General features: G+C 72.1%; 16 protein-coding genes. 8 read left to right on the top strand and 8 right to left on the bottom strand.

Features of this window, described 5'->3' with window-relative positions; all coding sequences use genetic code 11:
• Nucleotides 1-95 precede the first annotated feature (95 nt).
• Entirely contained in the window at nt 96-1,091 is a 996-nt protein-coding gene (hemB, locus tag ACF07S_RS31270; protein WP_391975710.1) for a porphobilinogen synthase, read from the top strand.
• 22 nt (nt 1,092-1,113) lie between these two features.
• On the opposite strand, the gene ACF07S_RS31265 is transcribed toward hemB, so the two are convergent.
• Complete coding sequence (locus ACF07S_RS31265) at nt 1,114-1,833, bottom strand: DUF4232 domain-containing protein (RefSeq protein ID WP_391965988.1); 720 nt, start codon at nt 1,831-1,833, stop codon at nt 1,114-1,116.
• Nucleotides 1,834-2,044: 211 nt separating this feature from the next.
• On the opposite strand from ACF07S_RS31265, the gene ACF07S_RS31260 reads away from it, so the two are divergent.
• From ACF07S_RS31260 to ACF07S_RS31250, 3 genes are all read left to right on the top strand, one after another.
• Nucleotides 2,045-3,616, top strand: coding sequence for a helix-turn-helix domain-containing protein (locus tag ACF07S_RS31260; protein ID WP_391975709.1), 1,572 nt, complete (start codon nt 2,045-2,047; stop codon nt 3,614-3,616).
• Nucleotides 3,617-3,812: 196 nt separating this feature from the next.
• Nucleotides 3,813-4,502, top strand: a complete 690-nt coding sequence (locus ACF07S_RS31255) for a DJ-1/PfpI family protein (RefSeq protein ID WP_391965989.1) — start codon at nt 3,813-3,815, stop codon at nt 4,500-4,502.
• Nucleotides 4,503-4,590: 88 nt separating this feature from the next.
• Nucleotides 4,591-4,911, top strand: a complete 321-nt coding sequence (locus ACF07S_RS31250; RefSeq protein ID WP_391965990.1) for a hypothetical protein — start codon at nt 4,591-4,593, stop codon at nt 4,909-4,911.
• Nucleotides 4,912-5,169: 258 nt separating this feature from the next.
• Here the strand turns inward: ACF07S_RS31250 and ACF07S_RS31245 are convergent, their stop codons facing one another.
• On the bottom strand, nt 5,170-6,105 hold the full coding sequence (locus tag ACF07S_RS31245) for a DUF2690 domain-containing protein (protein WP_391965991.1): 936 nt from the start codon (nt 6,103-6,105) through the stop codon (nt 5,170-5,172).
• Nucleotides 6,102-6,899 (bottom strand): peptidoglycan-binding protein, encoded by a 798-nt coding sequence (locus tag ACF07S_RS31240; protein ID WP_391965992.1) that lies wholly within the window; start codon nt 6,897-6,899, stop codon nt 6,102-6,104. Before ACF07S_RS31240 ends, ACF07S_RS31245 begins: the two co-directional genes overlap by 4 nt.
• Before the next feature lie 313 nt (nt 6,900-7,212).
• Here ACF07S_RS31240 and ACF07S_RS31235 point away from each other — a divergent pair, with 313 nt between their 5' ends.
• On the top strand, nt 7,213-7,656 hold the full coding sequence (locus ACF07S_RS31235; protein WP_391965993.1) for a peptidoglycan-binding protein: 444 nt from the start codon (nt 7,213-7,215) through the stop codon (nt 7,654-7,656).
• Between the two features lie 78 nt (nt 7,657-7,734).
• Here the strand turns inward: ACF07S_RS31235 and argS are convergent, their stop codons facing one another.
• Complete coding sequence (gene argS, locus ACF07S_RS31230) at nt 7,735-9,492, bottom strand: arginine--tRNA ligase (RefSeq protein ID WP_391975708.1); 1,758 nt, start codon at nt 9,490-9,492, stop codon at nt 7,735-7,737.
• Between the two features lie 248 nt (nt 9,493-9,740).
• On the opposite strand from argS, the gene lysS reads away from it, so the two are divergent.
• On the top strand, nt 9,741-11,483 hold the full coding sequence (gene lysS, locus ACF07S_RS31225) for a lysine--tRNA ligase (RefSeq protein ID WP_391965995.1): 1,743 nt from the start codon (nt 9,741-9,743) through the stop codon (nt 11,481-11,483).
• Between the two features lie 67 nt (nt 11,484-11,550).
• Here the strand turns inward: lysS and ACF07S_RS31220 are convergent, their stop codons facing one another.
• The 3 genes from ACF07S_RS31220 to ACF07S_RS31210 all read right to left on the bottom strand — a co-directional run bounded on the left by ACF07S_RS31220 (nt 11,551) and on the right by ACF07S_RS31210 (nt 14,816).
• Nucleotides 11,551-12,822 carry a DUF2637 domain-containing protein gene (locus ACF07S_RS31220; RefSeq protein ID WP_391965996.1) on the bottom strand — a complete coding sequence of 424 codons (1,272 nt, stop codon included), beginning with the start codon at nt 12,820-12,822 and terminating at the stop codon, nt 11,551-11,553.
• A 126-nt stretch (nt 12,823-12,948) separates the two neighbouring features.
• Nucleotides 12,949-13,839: a DUF3558 family protein gene (locus ACF07S_RS31215; protein WP_391975707.1), complete on the bottom strand. Its 891-nt coding sequence runs from the start codon at nt 13,837-13,839 to the stop codon at nt 12,949-12,951.
• Nucleotides 13,840-13,958: 119 nt separating this feature from the next.
• A complete protein-coding gene (locus ACF07S_RS31210) occupies nt 13,959-14,816 on the bottom strand; it encodes a DUF3558 domain-containing protein (protein ID WP_391965998.1) in 858 nt (285 codons plus the stop codon).
• Between the two features lie 216 nt (nt 14,817-15,032).
• Between ACF07S_RS31210 and ACF07S_RS31205 the strand changes: the two genes are divergently transcribed.
• The gene (locus ACF07S_RS31205) at nt 15,033-16,226 is read left to right on the top strand and encodes an RtcB family protein (protein ID WP_391965999.1); all 1,194 of its coding nucleotides are present in this window, start codon (nt 15,033-15,035) and stop codon (nt 16,224-16,226) included.
• Between the two features lie 196 nt (nt 16,227-16,422).
• On the opposite strand, the gene ACF07S_RS31200 is transcribed toward ACF07S_RS31205, so the two are convergent.
• Nucleotides 16,423-17,202: an SDR family NAD(P)-dependent oxidoreductase gene (locus ACF07S_RS31200; RefSeq protein ID WP_391975706.1), complete on the bottom strand. Its 780-nt coding sequence runs from the start codon at nt 17,200-17,202 to the stop codon at nt 16,423-16,425.
• 158 nt (nt 17,203-17,360) lie between these two features.
• Between ACF07S_RS31200 and ACF07S_RS31195 the strand changes: the two genes are divergently transcribed.
• Nucleotides 17,361-17,795, top strand: coding sequence for an ester cyclase (locus tag ACF07S_RS31195; RefSeq protein ID WP_391966001.1), 435 nt, complete (start codon nt 17,361-17,363; stop codon nt 17,793-17,795).
• Nucleotides 17,796-17,805: the final 10 nt, after the last annotated feature.

Here is a 17,805-nt window from a genome sequence, read left to right as displayed (position 1 = left end):
TCGGCACGGACCCCTCGCCGGGGGCGCGCCCGGGCGCGGGGCCACCGACTCCGCGTCGGCAAAGGCATGGGCGGGGCGGGCGTAGCGTAGGCGGTATGACGACGTACGGATCCTTCCCCGGCACGCGACCGCGGCGTCTGCGGACCACTCCCGCCATGCGTCGGATGGTCGCCGAGACCCGGCTGCACCCCGCCGACCTCATCCTCCCGGCCTTCGTGCGCGAGGGCGTGGGCGAACCGGTGCCGATCACGTCGATGCCGGGCGTCGTGCAGCACACCCGGGACAGCCTGAAGAAGGCGGCGGCCGACGCCGTCGCGGCCGGGATCTCCGGGATCATGCTGTTCGGCGTGCCGGAGGAGTCGAAGAAGGACGCCCTCGGCACGCCGGGGACCGACCCGGACGGCATCCTCCAGGTCGCCCTGCGCGACGTGCGGGCCGAGGTCGGGGACGACCTGCTCGTCATGTCCGACCTGTGCCTCGACGAGACGACGGACCACGGGCACTGCGGTGTACTGGACGAGCGGGGGCGGGTCGACAACGACGCGACGCTCGAGCGGTACGCCGAGATGGCGCAGGTGCAGGCCGACGCCGGGGCCCACGTGGTGGGCCCCAGCGGCATGATGGACGGGCAGATCGGCGTCGTCCGCGACGCCCTCGACCAGATCGGCCGCGAGGACGTGGCCGTCCTCGCCTACACCGTCAAGTACGCCTCCGCCTTCTACGGTCCCTTCCGGGAGGCCGTCGCCTCCTCGCTCCAGGGCGACCGCAGGACGTACCAGCAGGACCCGGCGAACGTCCGCGAGTCGATGCGGGAACTGGCGCTCGACCTCGAGGAGGGCGCCGACATGGTGATGGTGAAGCCGGCGGGCCCGTACCTGGACATCCTGGCGCGGGTCGCGGACGCGGTGGACGTGCCGGTGGCGGCGTACCAGATCTCCGGTGAGTACGCGATGATCGAGGCCGCCGCCGAGAAGGGCTGGATCGACCGGGACCGGGCGATCCTCGAGACGCTGACCGGCATCAAGCGGGCCGGCGCGCGCAACGTCCTCACCTACTGGGCCACCGAGGTGGCCCAGAAGCTCGGACGGTAGGTGCGCCCAGCGGTCCCGTGGGTCAGTAGGTCAGGGCGTCGTCCATCGACTGCTGCCAGTACGTGACCGCCAGGGTGCTGTCGTAGTACACGCCCTTCGCCGGCAGGGAGGGGGTCGCCGACGGGCCGCCGCTGCTGTTCGGGGTGGGGCCCTGGAAGCCGACGGTCAGCTTGTGGCCCGTGGTGCCGCCGTCGCCGCTGCCGTCGGCGGAGGCCAGCAGGACACCGGCGTACGCCGACTCGCCCGGGTCGATGCCGACCACGGACTGCGGCTTCGACGCCTCGACCGGCTGCGGCACCCACTGCATCTCGTCGAAGCGGAGCACCGGGTAGTAGGTGAGGTCACAGGGCTTCGAACCGGTGTTCTTGACCGTGATCAGCATGTGGTTGAGGGGGCGGGGGACCGGCTGGGCGGTGACGGTGGTGTGGGAGCCGTTGCAGGCGACGCGGGCCTCGGGACCGGCGTCGGAGCCGGAGCCCGATCCGGTCGATTCGGCACCGTCCTTGCCGGTGCCGCCGGCGCCCCCGCCGTTCCGGGAGTGCTCGTTCGAGGCGGTGTCGCTCTTCGCGGTGTCCGCGGTCCTGTCCGCGGTCTTGTCGGACGCCGCGTTCGCGGGCGCCGTCGCGGCCGGCTGCGGCGCGCCCTCGTCCTGCGTACCCGTACCGTCCTGACAGGCGGTGAGGGCCATGGCGGCGAGGGCGGCTCCGGTGGCGGCGAACAGGCGGATGCGGGACTTGCGCATGGTGAATTCCTCGTCACGAGAAGGGGTTCGGCGTGGCCGTCCGACCGGGGGCCGGAAGCGGCGTGCTTGGATGACCAGAGCTTGTGGCGTGATCCGTCCCGACCGCCACATCTGGCGGGACATCTGGGACAATGGAATGCTCACGCCGCTCTGACCAGGGGAAATGACCGTCCCCTGGAACGGTGGAATGGGACACGGGGTGGGAGGAACAGTGTCGGAAGACATGGCCGCGGGGGAGTTCGCCGCGCTGTTACGGGAGCTGAAGGAGCGCGCCGGGCTGAGCTACGGGGTGCTCGCCAAGCGGCTCCACATGAGTACGTCGACCCTGCACCGGTACTGCAACGGGGACGCGGTGCCGACGGACTACGCGCCGGTGGAACGGCTGGCCCGGCTGTGCAGGGCGAACTCCGAGGAACTGGTCGAGCTGCACCGGAAATGGGTGCTGGCGGACGCGACCCGGGGGCGGAAGGGCGCGCCCTCGGGGGGAGCGGCACCCGCCGGGGAGACGACGCCCGCGGGCGCACCGGCACCGGCCGGCGCAGCGGCGGAGGACGCGATGGTCCGGGACCGGGAACCGGACGGCCGTCCGGCGGCCGGGCAGCCGATGCCCGGGCAGCCCGAGGTCCCGGACGTCGAGGCGCCGGAGGCCGAGGCGCCGGAGGCCGAGGTCCCCGAGGCGGAGATCCCGGAGGCGGAGGCACCGGGAGCGGAGGTATCGGGAGCGGAGGTCCAGGAGGACGGGATCCGGGCGCTCACCGGCCCCGGCGAGGCCCGCACCCGCCCCCGCCGCCGCACCCGTGCCACCGTCCTCGCGGGGATCGCCGTGGCCGCCGTGCTCGGTGGGGTCACGCTCGCCCAGGGCCTGTCGGACGGCGGCGGTGGCGGCGGAGGCGGGGACGGCCGGAGGAGCCCGGTGGAAGCCGGGACCCTCGACGGCGGGGCGGACGGGAACAAGGACGCCACCGCGTCACCCTCCGTCTCCGCCTCCGCCTCCGCCTCCCCCTCCGCCTTCCCGTCCGCGTCCCCCTCCGCGAAGGACAAGGAGGCACCCCGCGCCTCGGCCCCCGCCACCACCGACCCCGCGGGTGACGGCGACGGGGGCGCCGTGCCGCTGACCGTGCAGACCAACCCGTACGAGTGGGAGGGTCCCTGCTCGCAGCGGTACCTGGTCAACAGGCCGGCGAGCGGGATGAGACCGCCGCCCGAGGAGTCGGACGCGACGGCGTGGGTCAGTTCGTTCGGGGCCGTCTCGTCGGAGAAGCAGTACGTGCGGCTCACCGTGCAGGGGACCGGGGACGAGACGGTGGTCGTGGAAGGGCTCACCGTGCGGGTGGCGGGCAAGCGGTCGCCGCTCGCCTGGAACGACTTCGTCATGGGCTACCCCGGCGTGGGCTGCGGCGGCAGCGTGCCCGCGCGTTCCTTCTCGGTCGCCCTCGACGCCGCGCGCCCGGTCGTGACCCCGGAGGCCGGGCAGCGGAACTTCCCGTTCTCGGTGAGCGAGTCGGACCCCGAGGTCTACTACGTCATGGCCGACGCCTCCGCCTACGACGTGCGCTGGTACCTGGAGCTGGAGTGGTCCAGCGGCTCCCGCAGCGGCACACTCACCGTGGACGACGAGGGCCGCCCCTTCCGCACCAGCGGCAACAACGGGCGCCCCGCCTACGAGTTCCCGCTGGGCGGCGACGGATGGGTCCCGGAGGGCACGACCGAGGCCGGGCAGAACCGGATGCCGGCGGGCGGCGGGGCCGACGGCACGGCACCTTCGGCTCCGGCCGCGGGCTAGGCCGAGGAGCCGTCGACACTCGCCCGGCCCTCGTGAGCTTCTGCGGTCCGGTCGGTTCACAGCCCTGCCCACGGCCTTGGCGGTATTCCGTTGGAAGGTGTCACCAATGCCACTGGGGGACGGACCGGCGGCTGGTTAGCGTCGGGAACGATTCCGGCACGGGCCGGATGCCGACCGTCCACGAAGGAACTCCTCCATGCACGCCCAGATCGTCCTGTTCGACGGCTTCGATCCGCTCGACGTCATCGCCCCCTACGAAGTGCTGTACGCCGGCGGCACCGCCTCCGGCGGCGCGGTGAGCGTGGAACTGGTCTCCGCGGAAGGACCGCGTGAGGTGGTCAGCGGCACCGGGGGCCTGGTACTGCGTGCCACGGCCGCCCTGGATCCCGCACGCGCGGGCCTGGTCCTGGTCCCCGGCGCCTCGGGCCGGGTGGGCGAGCCCGGCGAGGCCCCCGACCACGACGCGGGGGCCGGGCAGTGGCAGCAGGACGAATTCATCCCCGTACTGCTGGGCCGCACCCTGACGACCGGACTGCCCGCACTGCTGAAGGCGGCGAGGGACAACCCCGAGGTGACGCTCGGCGCGGTGTGCGGCGGCTCGCTCGTCCTGGCCATGGCCGGACTGCTGGAGGGCCGCTACGCCACCACCCACCACATGGGCCTGGACGTGCTCGACGCCACCGGCGTCCACGCGGTGAGCGCCCGCGTCGTCGACGACGGTGACCTCGTCACCGCGGCCGGCGTCACCTCCGGCCTCGACCTGGGCCTGTACCTGCTGGAGCGCATGGTGGGCCCCCGGATCGCCCACGCCGTCGAAGAACTCTTCGCCCATGAGCGCCGGGGCACCGTCTGGCGCCACGAAGGCCCCGTGCCCGTCGGCCTCTGACCACATGTGCCGCCCCGCACGTCGACCGCCCCGCACGTCAACCGCACCGCACGTCAACCGCACCGCACTCGTGAGGAAGAACACCACCATGGCCGCAGAAGGCGTCTGGGACCTGTCCATCTCCACCCCGATCGGCAGGATCGAAGCCGTGGTCGAACTCGCGCGGCGGGCCGGTGTCCTGACCGGGACAGCCCACGGGGCAGGAGAGAACGCCCCGCTCGCCGACATCACCCTCGACGGCGACCGGCTCACCTGGAAGCAGGCCATCACCAAGCCCCTGCGCCTGAACCTGGCCTTCGCGGTCACGGTCGACGGCGACACCCTGACCGGCACGTCCAAGGCCGGACGTCTCCCGGCCTCGAAGGTCACCGGACGACGCCGTACCGTCCCGGCGGCCGTGGACCACTGAGCACGACGAGGCTTCTGCCCTCCCTCATGTCCTAGCGGCGGTACTGGCCAAAGGACCGTTCACGGTCGCCCGAAGCCGTCCGGCACGACGGGGCGTACGTCCCCGGCGCCCCGTCCTCCGCCACCGTCCCGGACCGCGCCACCCCGCGCCTGTGCTTCGTGACCCGGACTCCGGACGAGATCAGGGAGGGCCCGCGCGGCCTCGGGGAGGCACTGCCCGGCGGAGGCCGGCCGCAGGGGCGCGAACGCCGGTGCCGCGTCAGTCAGGGCCCGCCCCGCCCACCCGGGCGTCGAAGCACTCCCGCTCGCCGGCCGCCGCCGCGGGCCGGAAGCAGGTCCGGACGGTGTCGCCGGGGCGGGCGGCGACCATCACGGTGTAGACGTAGGTGTCCGCGTCGACCTTGTCCACCGCGCGCGCCTCGTGCACCCGGCCGGCCGCCGTGACGTCCACCCGGTCGCCGATCCGTGCCCCCCACATCCGGGCCCAGCTCGCGCCGCACTCCTCGCTGTGGCGCAGCTCCACATGGGCGCCGGTGGCGGTGCGGTGCGTCGCGAGGGTGTCGGGGGCGACCCCGCAGACCATGCGTATCGGGTCACGGCCCTCGCACCCGGCCCCGTGGCAGCGGGGCAGCAGCACGTAGGGGGAGGAGGACGGGTGCCGCTCGCCCGCCCCGGCGTCGTGGTGCGGCAGCAGCAGGACCGTCAGCGCCGCACCTCCGGCGATCACGGCGTACACCGACGCCAGCACCAGCATGAGCCCGCCCCTGCTCAGCCGGTGTCTCCCCCGGCGTGGCCCGGACCCGGCGGGAACCGGCCCGGGAGCGGACGCGGGGGCCGGCGCGGATACGGGCGCCGGGACCGGTGCCGGTACCGACGTCGGCACCGGTGCCGGTATCGGGGCCGCGCCCCGGGCGGCTGCGGACGCCGGAGCGAGACCGCCCGCGAGGCCCCCCGCGCGTCCGCTCCACTCCGACTCCGCGATCTCCCACAGCGCCACCAGCCGGGCGTCCGGCTCGCCCGCCACCCGGCACAGCTCCCGGACCGCCTGCCGCGGCGGCATGGCCTTGCCGTTGAGATAGCGCTCCCAGGACGACTTGCTGTACGCCGTGCGCGCCGCGAGCGCCGCCAGGCTCAGCCCCGTACGGGCCCTCAGCTCTCGCAGCCCCGCCGTCAACCGCGTCTGCTCACCGTTCACTTCCGTTCCGCACCCCGCAACGCCTCCCAGGTGCGCGGGCCGATGACACCGTCCACGGCCAGCCCGTCCCGCGTCTGCAGACGCTTGACCGCGCGCCGGGTCAGTGGGCCGAAGATGCCGTCCACGTCGCCCGGCGGGACGCCCGCCCGGCGCAACAGGCACTGCGCCTCGATCACCCCCGGCCCCATGTGGCCGTACGACAGGACGGCGTCCCGGGTGCGGCTGTGGCCCGCGTACCAGCGGCCGTCGATCCGCTCCGGCCGGCAGGTGTAGAGCGCCGGCAGCGCGTACGCCGGGTCGGCGACCGTGTCGATCGCCGCCGCGCCGCCGCCACGGCCGCCCGCAGCGGCGCGGGCCTCGGCCAGCCGCACGGCCAGCAGCAGCGCCACGGACACGGACAGCACCAGGGCCACCGTGGTCGCCGCGACCGCGACACGCAGGGCACGCCCGTGCGGCCGCTGTTCCAGGGGCTCGCGGTCCGGTGCGGACCCCGCGGCCCGCGGTGCGCGGGGAACGGCTCCGCGTCCCTCCGCCCACCGGTCGGCGGCGATCTCGTGCAGCACCAGCAGCCGGGCCGGATCGTCACCCCCGATACGGGCCACCGCCTCGACGGCCTCCCGGGGCGGCAGCGATCTGCCGTTCAGGTAGCGTTGCCACGATCTCGCGCTGTACCCGGTCTTCACGGCCAGCTGCCGCGTGCTCAGCTCACCGCGGTCCTTCAGTTTGCGCAGGCGCACGATCAACTGGCGTACATGCGGATGCAGTTCCGTGGGCAACTCGTTCCAACGCGACACGTTCCCCCCACTCGCGTCAAGGACTGCCGGCCCGGTCCGGCCCCCCGTGTCCCGGTCTCATTCTGCATCAGCGCTCACGGCGCGCCGGGAACGGCGCCCTCGCTCCCCCGCGGAACCGGCCACATCCCCGCGCCCGCGTCCCGCCGCACCGACAGGGCGGCCCGCGTCCCAGCAGGTCAGCGTGTGGGACGTCCCGGGAAGGCGTCACTTCCGCGTCAACTGTGGCCGGGCGGCGCGCCGAACCCGCAGTCTCTTCGTGGAGCCGGCCGGTGCGGCCGGCTCCATCCACCGCACGCCAACGGAGGGGTACAGCATGCGAGTTCTCACGAAGACCGTCGTCAGTGTCACCGCCGCGATCGGGATGGCCGCCGGCGGCCTGGCGACCGCGGGCACGGCCATGGCGGCCCCCGCCTCGGCGCATCAGCAGGTGACGAGCGCCGAGTTCGCGCCGCTCGCGACGGAGAACCTGGGACTGACCCGGGCCGAGGCCAGGAACGTCCAGCGCTGGCTGGCCACGCACTGGGACTACAACGGCGAGATCGACGGGTACCTCGGCACCAACAGCTGGAAGGCGTTCCAGCGCTGCCTGGCCAGGTACTGGGGCTACAGCGACGCGATCGACGGCATCGTCGGCCCCAACACGATCAAGGCGCTGCAGCGACTGCTGAAGGCCAACGGCGACTACAACGGCGCGATCGACGGCATCGCGGGCAGCGGGACCAGGTCCGGGTTCAAGGCGTGGGCCAACAGCATCTGACGGCCGGCCCCCACGAAGCCACCGCGGCCCGTCCCCCCCGGACGAGGGGACGGGCCGCGTGCCGTATGCCGGTGAGTGTCAGAGCCGCTCGGGCGTGCGGATGCCCAGCAGGTCCATGCCCCGGTGCAGGGTGGCCGCCGTGACGTCGCACAGGAACAGGCGGTTCTCCACCTGCTCCGGCGACTCCGCCTTCAGCACCGGGCACTTGTCGTAGAACGACGTGTAGAGGGACGCCAGCTGGTACAGGTACGCGGCCAGCTTGTGCGGGGCGTACTCCGCGGCCGCCTCGAAGACCGTGCCCCCGAACGCGTCCAGGTGCAGGCCCAGCGCGCGTTCCGCCTCGTGCAGGTCCAGCTCCGGGTGGGCCGTGGGGCGGACCTCGCCGGCCTTGCGGAGGATGGACTGGATACGGGCGTAGGCGTACTGGAGGTACACGCTGGTGTCGCCGTTGAGCGAGACCATCTGGTCCAGGTCGAACTTGTAGTCGCGGTTCGGCGACGTCGACAGGTCCGCGTACTTCACGGCCCCGATGCCGACCTGCGCGGCCCGCTCCCGGATCTCGTCCTCGGTGAGGTCCTGCGCCTTCTCGCGTACGACCTCCGCGGCCCGCTGCACCGCCTCGTCCAGCAGGTCCTCCAGCCGCACGGTCTCGCCCGCACGCGTCTTGAAGGGCTTGCCGTCCGCGCCGAGCACCGTGCCGTAGCCCATGTTGTGCGCGGTGACGCCGTCGTTCAGCCAGCCGGCCCGGCGGGCCGTCTCGAAGACCATCCGGAAGTGGAGCGACTGGCGTACGTCGACGACGTACAGCAGCGTGGTCGCGTGCAGGTCGAGGACGCGGTTGCGGATCGCGGTCAGGTCGGAGGCCGCGTAGCCGAAGCCGCCGTCGGCCTTCTGCACGATCAGCGGGACCGGCTGGTCGTCCTTGCCGCGGATCTCGTCGAAGAACACCACGAGCGCGCCCTCGGAACGCACCGCGACGCCACTCTCCTCCAGGAGGCGGGCGGTCTCGGGCATGCCCTCGTTGTACGCGGACTCGCCGACGATCTCCTCGTCGCGGATGTCCATGTCGAGCTTCTCGAAGACGGAGTAGAAGTAGACCTTCGACTCGTCCACGAACTGCTGCCACAGTTCGAGCGTCTCCTTGTCACCGGACTGGAGGGCGACGACCCGCCTCCGGGCCCGCTCCTTGAACTCCTCGTCCGAGTCGAAGAGCGCACGCGACGCCTTGTACACGCGGTTCAGGTTGCTCATGGCCTGCTCGCCGTCGACGTCGGCCGCGGGGGCCAGCTCGCCGGGGTGCTCGAACAGGTACTGGATGAGCATGCCGAACTGGGTGCCCCAGTCGCCGATGTGGTGCCGGCCGATCGTCTTCTCGCCGGTGAAGTCGAGCATGCCGCGCAGGGCGTCGCCGATGACCGCCGACCGCAGGTGACCGACGTGCATCTCCTTCGCCACGTTCGGCTGGGCGTAGTCGACGACCGTGACGCCCGCGTCCTCCTTCAGCGGCACGCCGAGGCGCTCGCTGTCCGCGTGCCGCGCGGCGAGGTTCTCGGTGATCGCCCGGTCGGCGACGGTGATGTTGAGGAAGCCGGGGCCGGAGACCTCGACGTCCTTGATCACGGCACCGGTGACGATGTTGCCGACCACCTGCGTGGCCAGCTCCCGCGGGTTCGCCTTCGCCTTCTTGGCCAGCGCGAGGATGCCGTTGGCCTGGAAGTCCGCCCGGTCGCTTCGTCGCAGCAGCGGGTCCGCGCCGGCGGCCTCGGGGCGGGTGGCCGAGAGGGCGGACGCGAGGTGCTGGTTGACGAGATCGGTGAGCGATGTGACCGAGGCCATAGGAGGGGGTGCCCGTTCTCCTCGTGGGTTCAGATAGACACGGCCAGTATCCCATGGGGGGTGGAGCGGTTTTCTCGGCCGCGGGGCGGGCGGGGGCCGGTCGCGCCCGCGCGGCGGAGCCGTGTACCGGCACGGCCCGCGCCCCCGGGCGGGCTGGTGGAAAGGCGTTTTCGCCGTCACCGCCGTTGCTGGGAGAATGGAGCGGCCAGCCGTGCGACCGTACCGGCTGCCCCAGCAGAAAGAAGGACGTGCCGATCGTGGCCCAGAGCACCGAGACCACCGACTGGGTCTCCCGTTTCGCGGATGAGGTCATCGAGGAGTCGGAGCGCCGGGCCCCGGGCAAACCTGTGGTCGTCGCGTCCGGCCTCTCCCCCTCCGGCCCCATCCACCTCGGCAACCTCCGCGAGGTCATGACCCCGCACCTGGTCGCCGACGAGATCCGCCGCCGCGGCCACCAGGTCCGGCACCTGATCTCCTGGGACGACTACGACCGGTACCGCAAGGTCCCGGCCGGTGTCCCCGGCGTCGACGGGACGTGGTCCGAGCACATCGGCAAGCCGCTCACCTCGGTCCCCGCGCCCCAGGGCTCCGCACATCCGAACTGGGCCGAGCACTTCAAGGCCGCGATGATCGAGTCGCTGGCCGAGATGGGCGTCGAGTTCGACGGGATCAGCCAGACCGAGCAGTACACCTCCGGCGTCTACCGCGAGCAGATCCTGCACGCCATGCGGCACCGCGGCGACATCGACGCGATCCTCGCGCAGTACCGCACCAAGAAGGACCCGGCGAAGAAGCAGCAGCAGAAGCCGGTCGACGAGGCCGAGCTGGAGGCCGCCGAGGGCTCCGGCGCCGCCGCCGAGGACGACGGCAGCTCCGGCTCCGCCGGCTACTTCCCGTACAAGCCCTACTGCGGCAACTGCGAGAAGGACTTCACCACCGTCACCTCCTACGACGACGACTCCACCGAACTGACCTACGCCTGCACCGTGTGCGGCTTCTCCGAGACCGTCCGGCTCAGCGAGTTCAACCGCGGCAAGCTGGTCTGGAAGGTCGACTGGCCCATGCGCTGGGCCTACGAGGGCGTGATCTTCGAGCCCAGCGGCGTCGACCACTCCTCCCCGGGGTCGTCGTTCCAGGTCGGCGGCCAGATCGTCGGCATCTTCGGCGGCAGGCAGCCCATCGGGCCGATGTACGCCTTCGTCGGCATCAGCGGCATGGCGAAGATGTCGTCCTCCCGCGGCGGGGTACCGACCCCCGCCGACGCGCTGAAGATCATGGAGCCCCAGCTGCTGCGCTGGCTCTACGCCCGGCGCCGCCCCAACCAGTCCTTCAAGATCGCCTTCGACCAGGAGATCCAGCGCCTCTACGACGAGTGGGACCGGCTCGACGCCAAGGTCACCGACGGCTCCGCGCTGCCCGCCGACGCCGCCGCCCACTCCCGCGCGGTGCGCACCGCGAGCGGTGAACTGCCGAGGACGACCAGGCCGCTGCCCTACCGCACGCTGGCCTCGGTGGCGGACATCACCGCCGGGCACGAGGACCAGGCGCTGCGCATCCTCAGCGACCTCGACCCCGCGAACCCGCTGACGTCACTGCGGGAGGCCCGGCCGCGCTACGACAGGGCCGAGGCGTGGATCAACACCCACGTCCCCGCCGACCAGCGCACCGTCGTCCGCGCCGAACCCGACGCCGAACTGCTGAAGTCCCTCGACGAGCAGGCCCGGCAGTCCCTGCGGCTGCTGCTCGACGGCCTCGCCGGCAACTGGTCGCTCGACGGGCTCACCCACCTCGTCTACGGCGTGCCCAAGGTCCAGGCCGGCTTCTCCGCCGACGCCACGCCCAAGGAACTCCCGCCGGAGATCAAGACCGCCCAGCGGTCGTTCTTCGCCCTGCTCTACCACCTGCTGGTCGGGCGGGACACGGGTCCCCGGCTGCCCACCCTGCTGCTCGCGGTGGGGCAGGAGCGGGTGCGGACCCTGCTCGGGGAGTAACGGCCCCGTACGGGAAGGGGGGCGTCCGGTGACAGCACCGGACGCCCCCCTTCCGTCGTCGCGGTGGCTAGGCGATGTGGTCCTCCTCCAGTTCCGCGTTGAAGCGGTTGGTGAAGCGGCTGACCATGCGCCTGGCCTCCTCCGGCGGGAGGGTGCGGCTGAACTCGGCCTCGACGTTGTCGCCGAACTCCCGGGGCGTCGGATAGCTGCCGTTGATCGACTTCTTGAAGACCTGGTAGTACGCCTCCTCGTCCGGCTCGGCGACCGGGCTGCCGCCGCCCTCACCGAGCTCGCGGGTACGGCCGGGACTCACCGGGATGGGGAAGCTGCCGGTCTCCTCCGGAGACGGCTCCCGGACCGGAGGCTCCTCCTCGTACTGGTCCTGGTACTGCTCGGCCTGCTGCTGTTCCGCGTACCAGCGGGCGTACTCCTCGTCCGGGTCGTACGTGGGGTCGTAACCGCCGTGATACTCCACGGACTGGGGATCCCGGGCGTGCAGCCAGGGGTTCTGCTCCTGGGGGACGGCCTCCCGGTACTCGGGGCGCCGGTCGCCCTCCAGTTCCAGGCGCTGCTCGCCCGGGGGCGTCATCACCGCCCCGGGGGCACGGCCGTCCACGGCGGCGCCGGCGGGACCGCCCGCGACCGCGTCCACCGGGGCCGGAGGTATCAGGGCCGGTTCTATGCCCGCCGCCGCCAGACCCGCCGGGGCCGTCTCGGCGAGGGGAACGCCGTACTTGGCCAGGCGCAGGGGCATCAGGGCCTCCACCGGGGCCTTGCGGCGCCAGGAGCGGCCGAAGCGGGAACGCAGCCGGGCCTGGTAGACCAGACGCTCCTGCTCCAGCTTGATCACCTGCTCGTAGGAGCGCAGCTCCCACAGCTTCATCCGGCGCCACAGCAGGAACGTCGGCACCGGAGACAGCATCCAGCGGGTGAGGCGGACGCCCTCCATGTGCTTGTCGGCGGTGATGTCGGCGATCCGCCCGATCGCGTGCCGGGCCGCCTCCACCGAGACCACGAACAGCACCGGGATCACCCCGTGCATCCCCACACCGAGAGGATCCGGCCAGGCCGCCGCGCCGTTGAAGGCGATCGTCGCCGCCGTCAGCAGCCACGCCGTCTGCCGCAGCAGCGGGAACGGGATGCGGATCCACGTCAGCAGCAGATCCAGGGCCAGCAGGACGCAGATACCGGCGTCGATACCGATCGGGAAGACGTAACTGAATTTCCCGAACCCCTTCTGCAGGGCGAGTTCGCGGACCGCCGCGTACGAACCGGCGAAGCCGATCCCGGCGATGACGACCGCACCGGTGACGACCACGCCGATCAGAACCCGGTGCATTCGTGTCAGCTGCAGTGGCCCGGCCACCCGTACTCCCCTCCCAGTGCGTGTTGTTGCGCACCACAGGGTGGCACATGTGTGCGGGGAACGAGCGGCCGGTTCTGCTTCCGCGGATCCTCCGGACGGTCAGCCCTCGGCCGACACCTTCGAGGGGGACTTCGAGGACGGCTCCGAGGAAGACGCCGAGGACGACGAGGAGGCCGGCTCGGACGGCTCCCCCGACGCGGACGAGGACGGCGAACCGCTCGCCGCGCCCGAGCCGTTGGCCTTCGCCACCGAGGCCACCGCCTCCTGGGCCGCCTTCTGCGCGTCCTTCATCAGGCCGTCGGCGTCCGGCGTCTCGTCACCGGCCAGACCCGCGCCGTTGTAGTCGACGGTGACGACCACGTTCTCGACGCGTGCCACCACCGTCTGCTGCCTGAAGGTGCCCTCCTTCTTCTTCAGGTCGTACCGCACCGCCGTCGCCTCGTCACCGGTGCCGGCCAGCGGCTCCGCCTCGGCACCCTTGGCGCCCTCGGCCGACTGCGCGTCCCGCACCTGCTTGTCGTAGTACTCCTTGGCCAGTTCGTCGCCCGGACCACGCGTGGTGTCCGAGTCGAAGCGCAGCAGGGACACGTTCAGCCAGCGGAACTGGGAGCCCTCCACACCGTTGTTGTCCAGGCTGCTCCACGAGCAGCTGGCGCGGGTGGAGATATCGTCCGAGTTGCCCTCCTTGCCCGACTTCGCCTTCGGTGCCAGGTCGTCCAGGGTCTTCTCGGACAACACCTCGCACGCCTCCGGGAGCTGCTTGTACGCCGCCTCCCGCACGGTCGGGGACGGGCTCGCGGACTGCGACGCGGAGGCGCCGGAGCCCTTGCCCCCCTCCTCGCCCCCCTCGGAGCCGGAGTCCGAGGAGCAGCCGGCGGCGATCAGCATCACGGGGACGGCGGCCGCGCAGACCAGGACGCGGTGGAGGCGCTTCGCCGGCTTGTTACGCGGGTCTCGCTGTGCTCGTCGCTGCATGGTTCCTTCGCTCATGACGCTTGTGTTCCCTGTGGTCAAAACGGGGTCCGACGGGTCACGGTACGCGCTGCGGCACCCGTGTGGACTTCCTTCGCGTGTGGTGCGCAGGAGGGTGAAGGGGCCCTGAACGGCGCTCAGCCGCCCAGCGAACCGGCCAGCTCGGAAGCCAGTCTCCGGGCCCTGTCCTGCATTTCCTCGCTGTCCGGGACGACGCCGACGGTCACCGGCTGCTCCGCGTACTCGATGGTCACGATCACGTTGGACGTGCGGAACGCCACAGTCACCGTGCGCTGTTCGGCGGTCGAACCGGAGCTGTCCAGCTCGTCGTCGAGGAACGCCTCGTCCCCGACGCCCTCCAGGACGCGGGGCCGGAGGACCGGCGCGTCGGTGGAGGACGAGGAGGCCCCGGACGAGGGGGAGGAGCCGTCCGAGGGGGACGCCGAGGAGGAGGCGGCGGCGGAGGCGGACGAGGACGAGGAGGGCGGCGAACTGGGGTCCGCGGACGGGCCGGTGGTGGGGGGGCCGGACTCCGTGACCTCCGGCTCGGGAAGCTCGGCCGCCGCCTGCTTCGTCGCGAAGAGCCGCTCGGCCTGGGCGTCGTCGCTGACGGCGTTGTCGTAGGAGACGACCCGTTCGAAGTCGACCAGCAGGTGGTCGGTCGCCTCGGCCGACTCCACCTTCCAGCGGCAGCCCACCTTGCGGTCGGTGTCGTAGGTGAGGGTCGCCTCGCCCGCCCGGGCCGTCTCGCGCTGCGTCTCGTCGGCCATCTCGCCGAGGCCGGGCAGGAGTTCGGCGAGCGTCCGGCCGTCGACCGCGCCGCAGGGTTCGGGAAGCGTGGCGTACTTGCCCGGCTGGGCCGCCTGGGTCGCCGTACCGGCGCTGCCCGGGTTGGAGTCGTCGGACCGGCCGCCCTCGTCCGCGCTGCCGGTGCAGCCGGCCAGCACGGCCGCCAGGAGCGCGGCGACGCCGGGTACGTACGCCCTCCGCTGCACGGCCGGGCTCCTCTCGACGATGGGTGCGGGCCGGTGCCCACCGGGTCTCCCCGGTGCCCCCGCTGGTTAATCGCTTGCCGCGGGGGGACGCCCCCCGCAGACAATGTGTATCGCACGCACTGCCGTGGACGCCGGTCCGTCATCCCTTTTCACCGGCCTCGGCGCCGGTTTTGCGATTCAGGACTTCTGTTTGCCTTCCGGGGGAATGAGGACGTTATGTCGTACGTGGAACTGCCGGGTGCGAAAGTGCCGATCCGCATGTGGGCGGACCCGGCGACGGTGGAGGAAGGCGCGCTCCAGCAGCTGCGGAACGTCGCCACCCTGCCGTGGATCAAGGGCCTGGCCGTGATGCCGGACGTGCACTACGGCAAGGGCGCGACGGTCGGGTCGGTCATCGCGATGCGCGGTGCGGTGTGTCCCGCGGCGGTGGGGGTCGACATCGGCTGCGGGATGTCGGCGGTGAGGACGTCCCTGACGGCCAACGACCTCCCGGGGGACCTGTCCCGCCTGCGCTCGAAGATCGAGCAGGCGATCCCGGTCGGCCGGGGCATGCACGACGACCCGGTCGACCCGTCCCGCTTCCACGCCTTCGCGACCGGCGGCTGGGACGACTTCTGGGGCCGGTTCGGGGGAGTGGCGGATGCGGTCAAATTCCGTCAGGAACGCGCCACGAAGCAGATGGGAACGCTCGGATCCGGGAATCACTTCGTTGAAGTTTGCACGGATACAGTCGGTTCCGTCTGGCTGATGCTGCACTCCGGTTCCCGGAACATCGGCAAGGAACTGGCCGAGCACCACATCGGCATCGCCCAGAAGCTCCCGCACAACCAGAACCTGGTCGACCGCGACCTGGCCGTCTTCGTCGCGGACACCCCGCAGATGGCGGCGTACCGCAACGACCTGTTCTGGGCGCAGGAGTACGCGAAGTACAACCGCTCGATCATGATGGCTCTCCTGAAGGACGTGGTCCGCAAGGAGTTCAAGAAGGCCAGGCCGGCCTTCGAGCCGGAGATCAGCGCGCACCACAACTACGTGGCCGAGGAGCGCTACGACGGCATGGACCTGCTCGTGACCCGTAAGGGCGCGATCCGGGCGGGTTCCGGCGACTACGGGATCATCCCCGGGTCCATGGGCACGGGCTCGTACATCGTCAAGGGTCTCGGGAACGCCAAGTCCTTCAACTCGGCGTCGCACGGCGCGGGTCGGCGGATGAGCCGCAACGCGGCGAAGCGCCGGTTCTCGACGAAGGATCTGGAGGAGCAGACGCGGGGCGTGGAGTGCCGCAAGGACTCCGGTGTCGTGGACGAGATCCCGGGCGCGTACAAGCCGATCGAGCAGGTCATCGACCAGCAGCGGGACCTCGTGGAGGTCGTGGCGAAGCTGAAGCAGGTCGTCTGCGTGAAGGGTTGAGGCGATGAGGGAGGCGGGCCCCTGCCGGGGGTCCGCCTTCTTCTCGTGCGGGATCCGCTACTTCGCGCGGGTCAACGCGTGGATCATGGCGAAGGCCACGATGCGGATGCCGGAGAGGGAGCAGGCGAGGTGGCACCGGACGTGGCGTCCGCGTCTCCTCTCCTCTCCGGGGCCGGGCGGCGTTGCCCGGGGTCCGTCATCGCGGTTCCCGGTGGACCTTGGTGTTGGAGGCCTGGGCGCGGGGGCGGACGACCAGCAGGTCGATGTTGACGTGGGGCGGGCGGGTCACCGCCCAGGTGATGGTGTCGGCGACGTCGTCGGCGGTCAGGGGTTCGGCGACGCCTTCGTACACCTTGGCCGCCTTCTCCGCGTCGCCGCCGAAGCGGGTGAGGGCGAACCCCTCCGTCCTGACCATGCCGGGCGCGATCTCGATGACGCGCACCGGGCGGCCGACGATCTCCAGGCGGAGGGTCTCGGCGAGGACGTGGGCGCCGTGCTTGGCGGCGACGTAGCCCGCGCCGCCCTCGTAGGTGGCGTGGCCGGCGGTGGAGGAGACGACCACGACCGTTCCGTCGCCGCTCGCGTCGAGCTTGGGGAGCAGGGCCTGGGTGAGGTGGAGGGTGCCGATGACGTTCGTCTCGTACATCGTGCGCCAGTCGTCCGGGTCGCCGGTGGCGACCGGGTCGGCGCCGAGTGCGCCGCCGGCGTTGTTGACGAGGACGCCGACGGTCTTGAAGGCGGTGGCGAACTCGTCGACGGCGGCGCGGTCGGTGACGTCGAGCGGGTAGGCGGCGGCGGAGTGGCCGGCCGCGGTGAGCTCCTCGGCGAGCGCCTCGATGCGGTCCTTGCGGCGGGCGGTGAGGACGACGCGGTATCCGGCCCCGGCGAGCCGGCGGGCCGTGGCGGCACCGATCCCGCTGCTCGCACCCGTGACGACGGCGATACGGGACGCGGCGGACGGTGCGGCGGTGGCCATGGGCTGCTCCTGGGGGACGGCGGGACGGGTGGCGGCGCGGGTGGGCGGTGCGGCAGGGCTCCGTCGCGTCAGCATAGGCCGGACCGGCCGGGAGGCGGCGGGGGCGGGGTCCCGGTGGGAGAATGGGACGGGTGATCCTCCGAGGCGGGAGGCGGGGCATGGGACAGGCGCGTGAGGTCATGGACCGGCTTACCGAGGCGATCACCACGACCGCCGATCCGGCGGTGCTGGCGGAGCTGTTCGCGCAGGACGTCGTCGCCTACACGCCCGAGGCCGGGGAACTGCGCGGGCGGGACGAGATCGTCGAGTACTGGCGCCAGATCACCACGGCCGTGCCCGGCGCACGGTACGAGCAGGTGCACGCGTTCGAGGTCGGCACCACCGCGATCGACGAGGGGTACTACACCGGCAGGAACACCGGGCCGGTGCAGTCGCCGGACGGGCGGACCGTGCCGGCGACGGGGAAGGAGATCAGGATCCGCGGGGTGGATCTCGCCACCGTCGAGGACGGCAGGATCGTCAGTTACCGGCTCTACTTCGACCAGATGGCCTTCCTCGAGCAGCTCGGGCTGCTTCCGGAGGCGGCGGGCTGAGTCCGGGCGT

Source organism: Streptomyces sp. NPDC016640 (assembly GCF_043076215.1).
Classification (GTDB): Bacteria; Actinomycetota; Actinomycetes; order Streptomycetales; family Streptomycetaceae; genus Streptomyces.
Note: the sequence above shows the minus strand (reverse complement) of the source record. Positions and strands in the feature narration are given on the sequence as shown.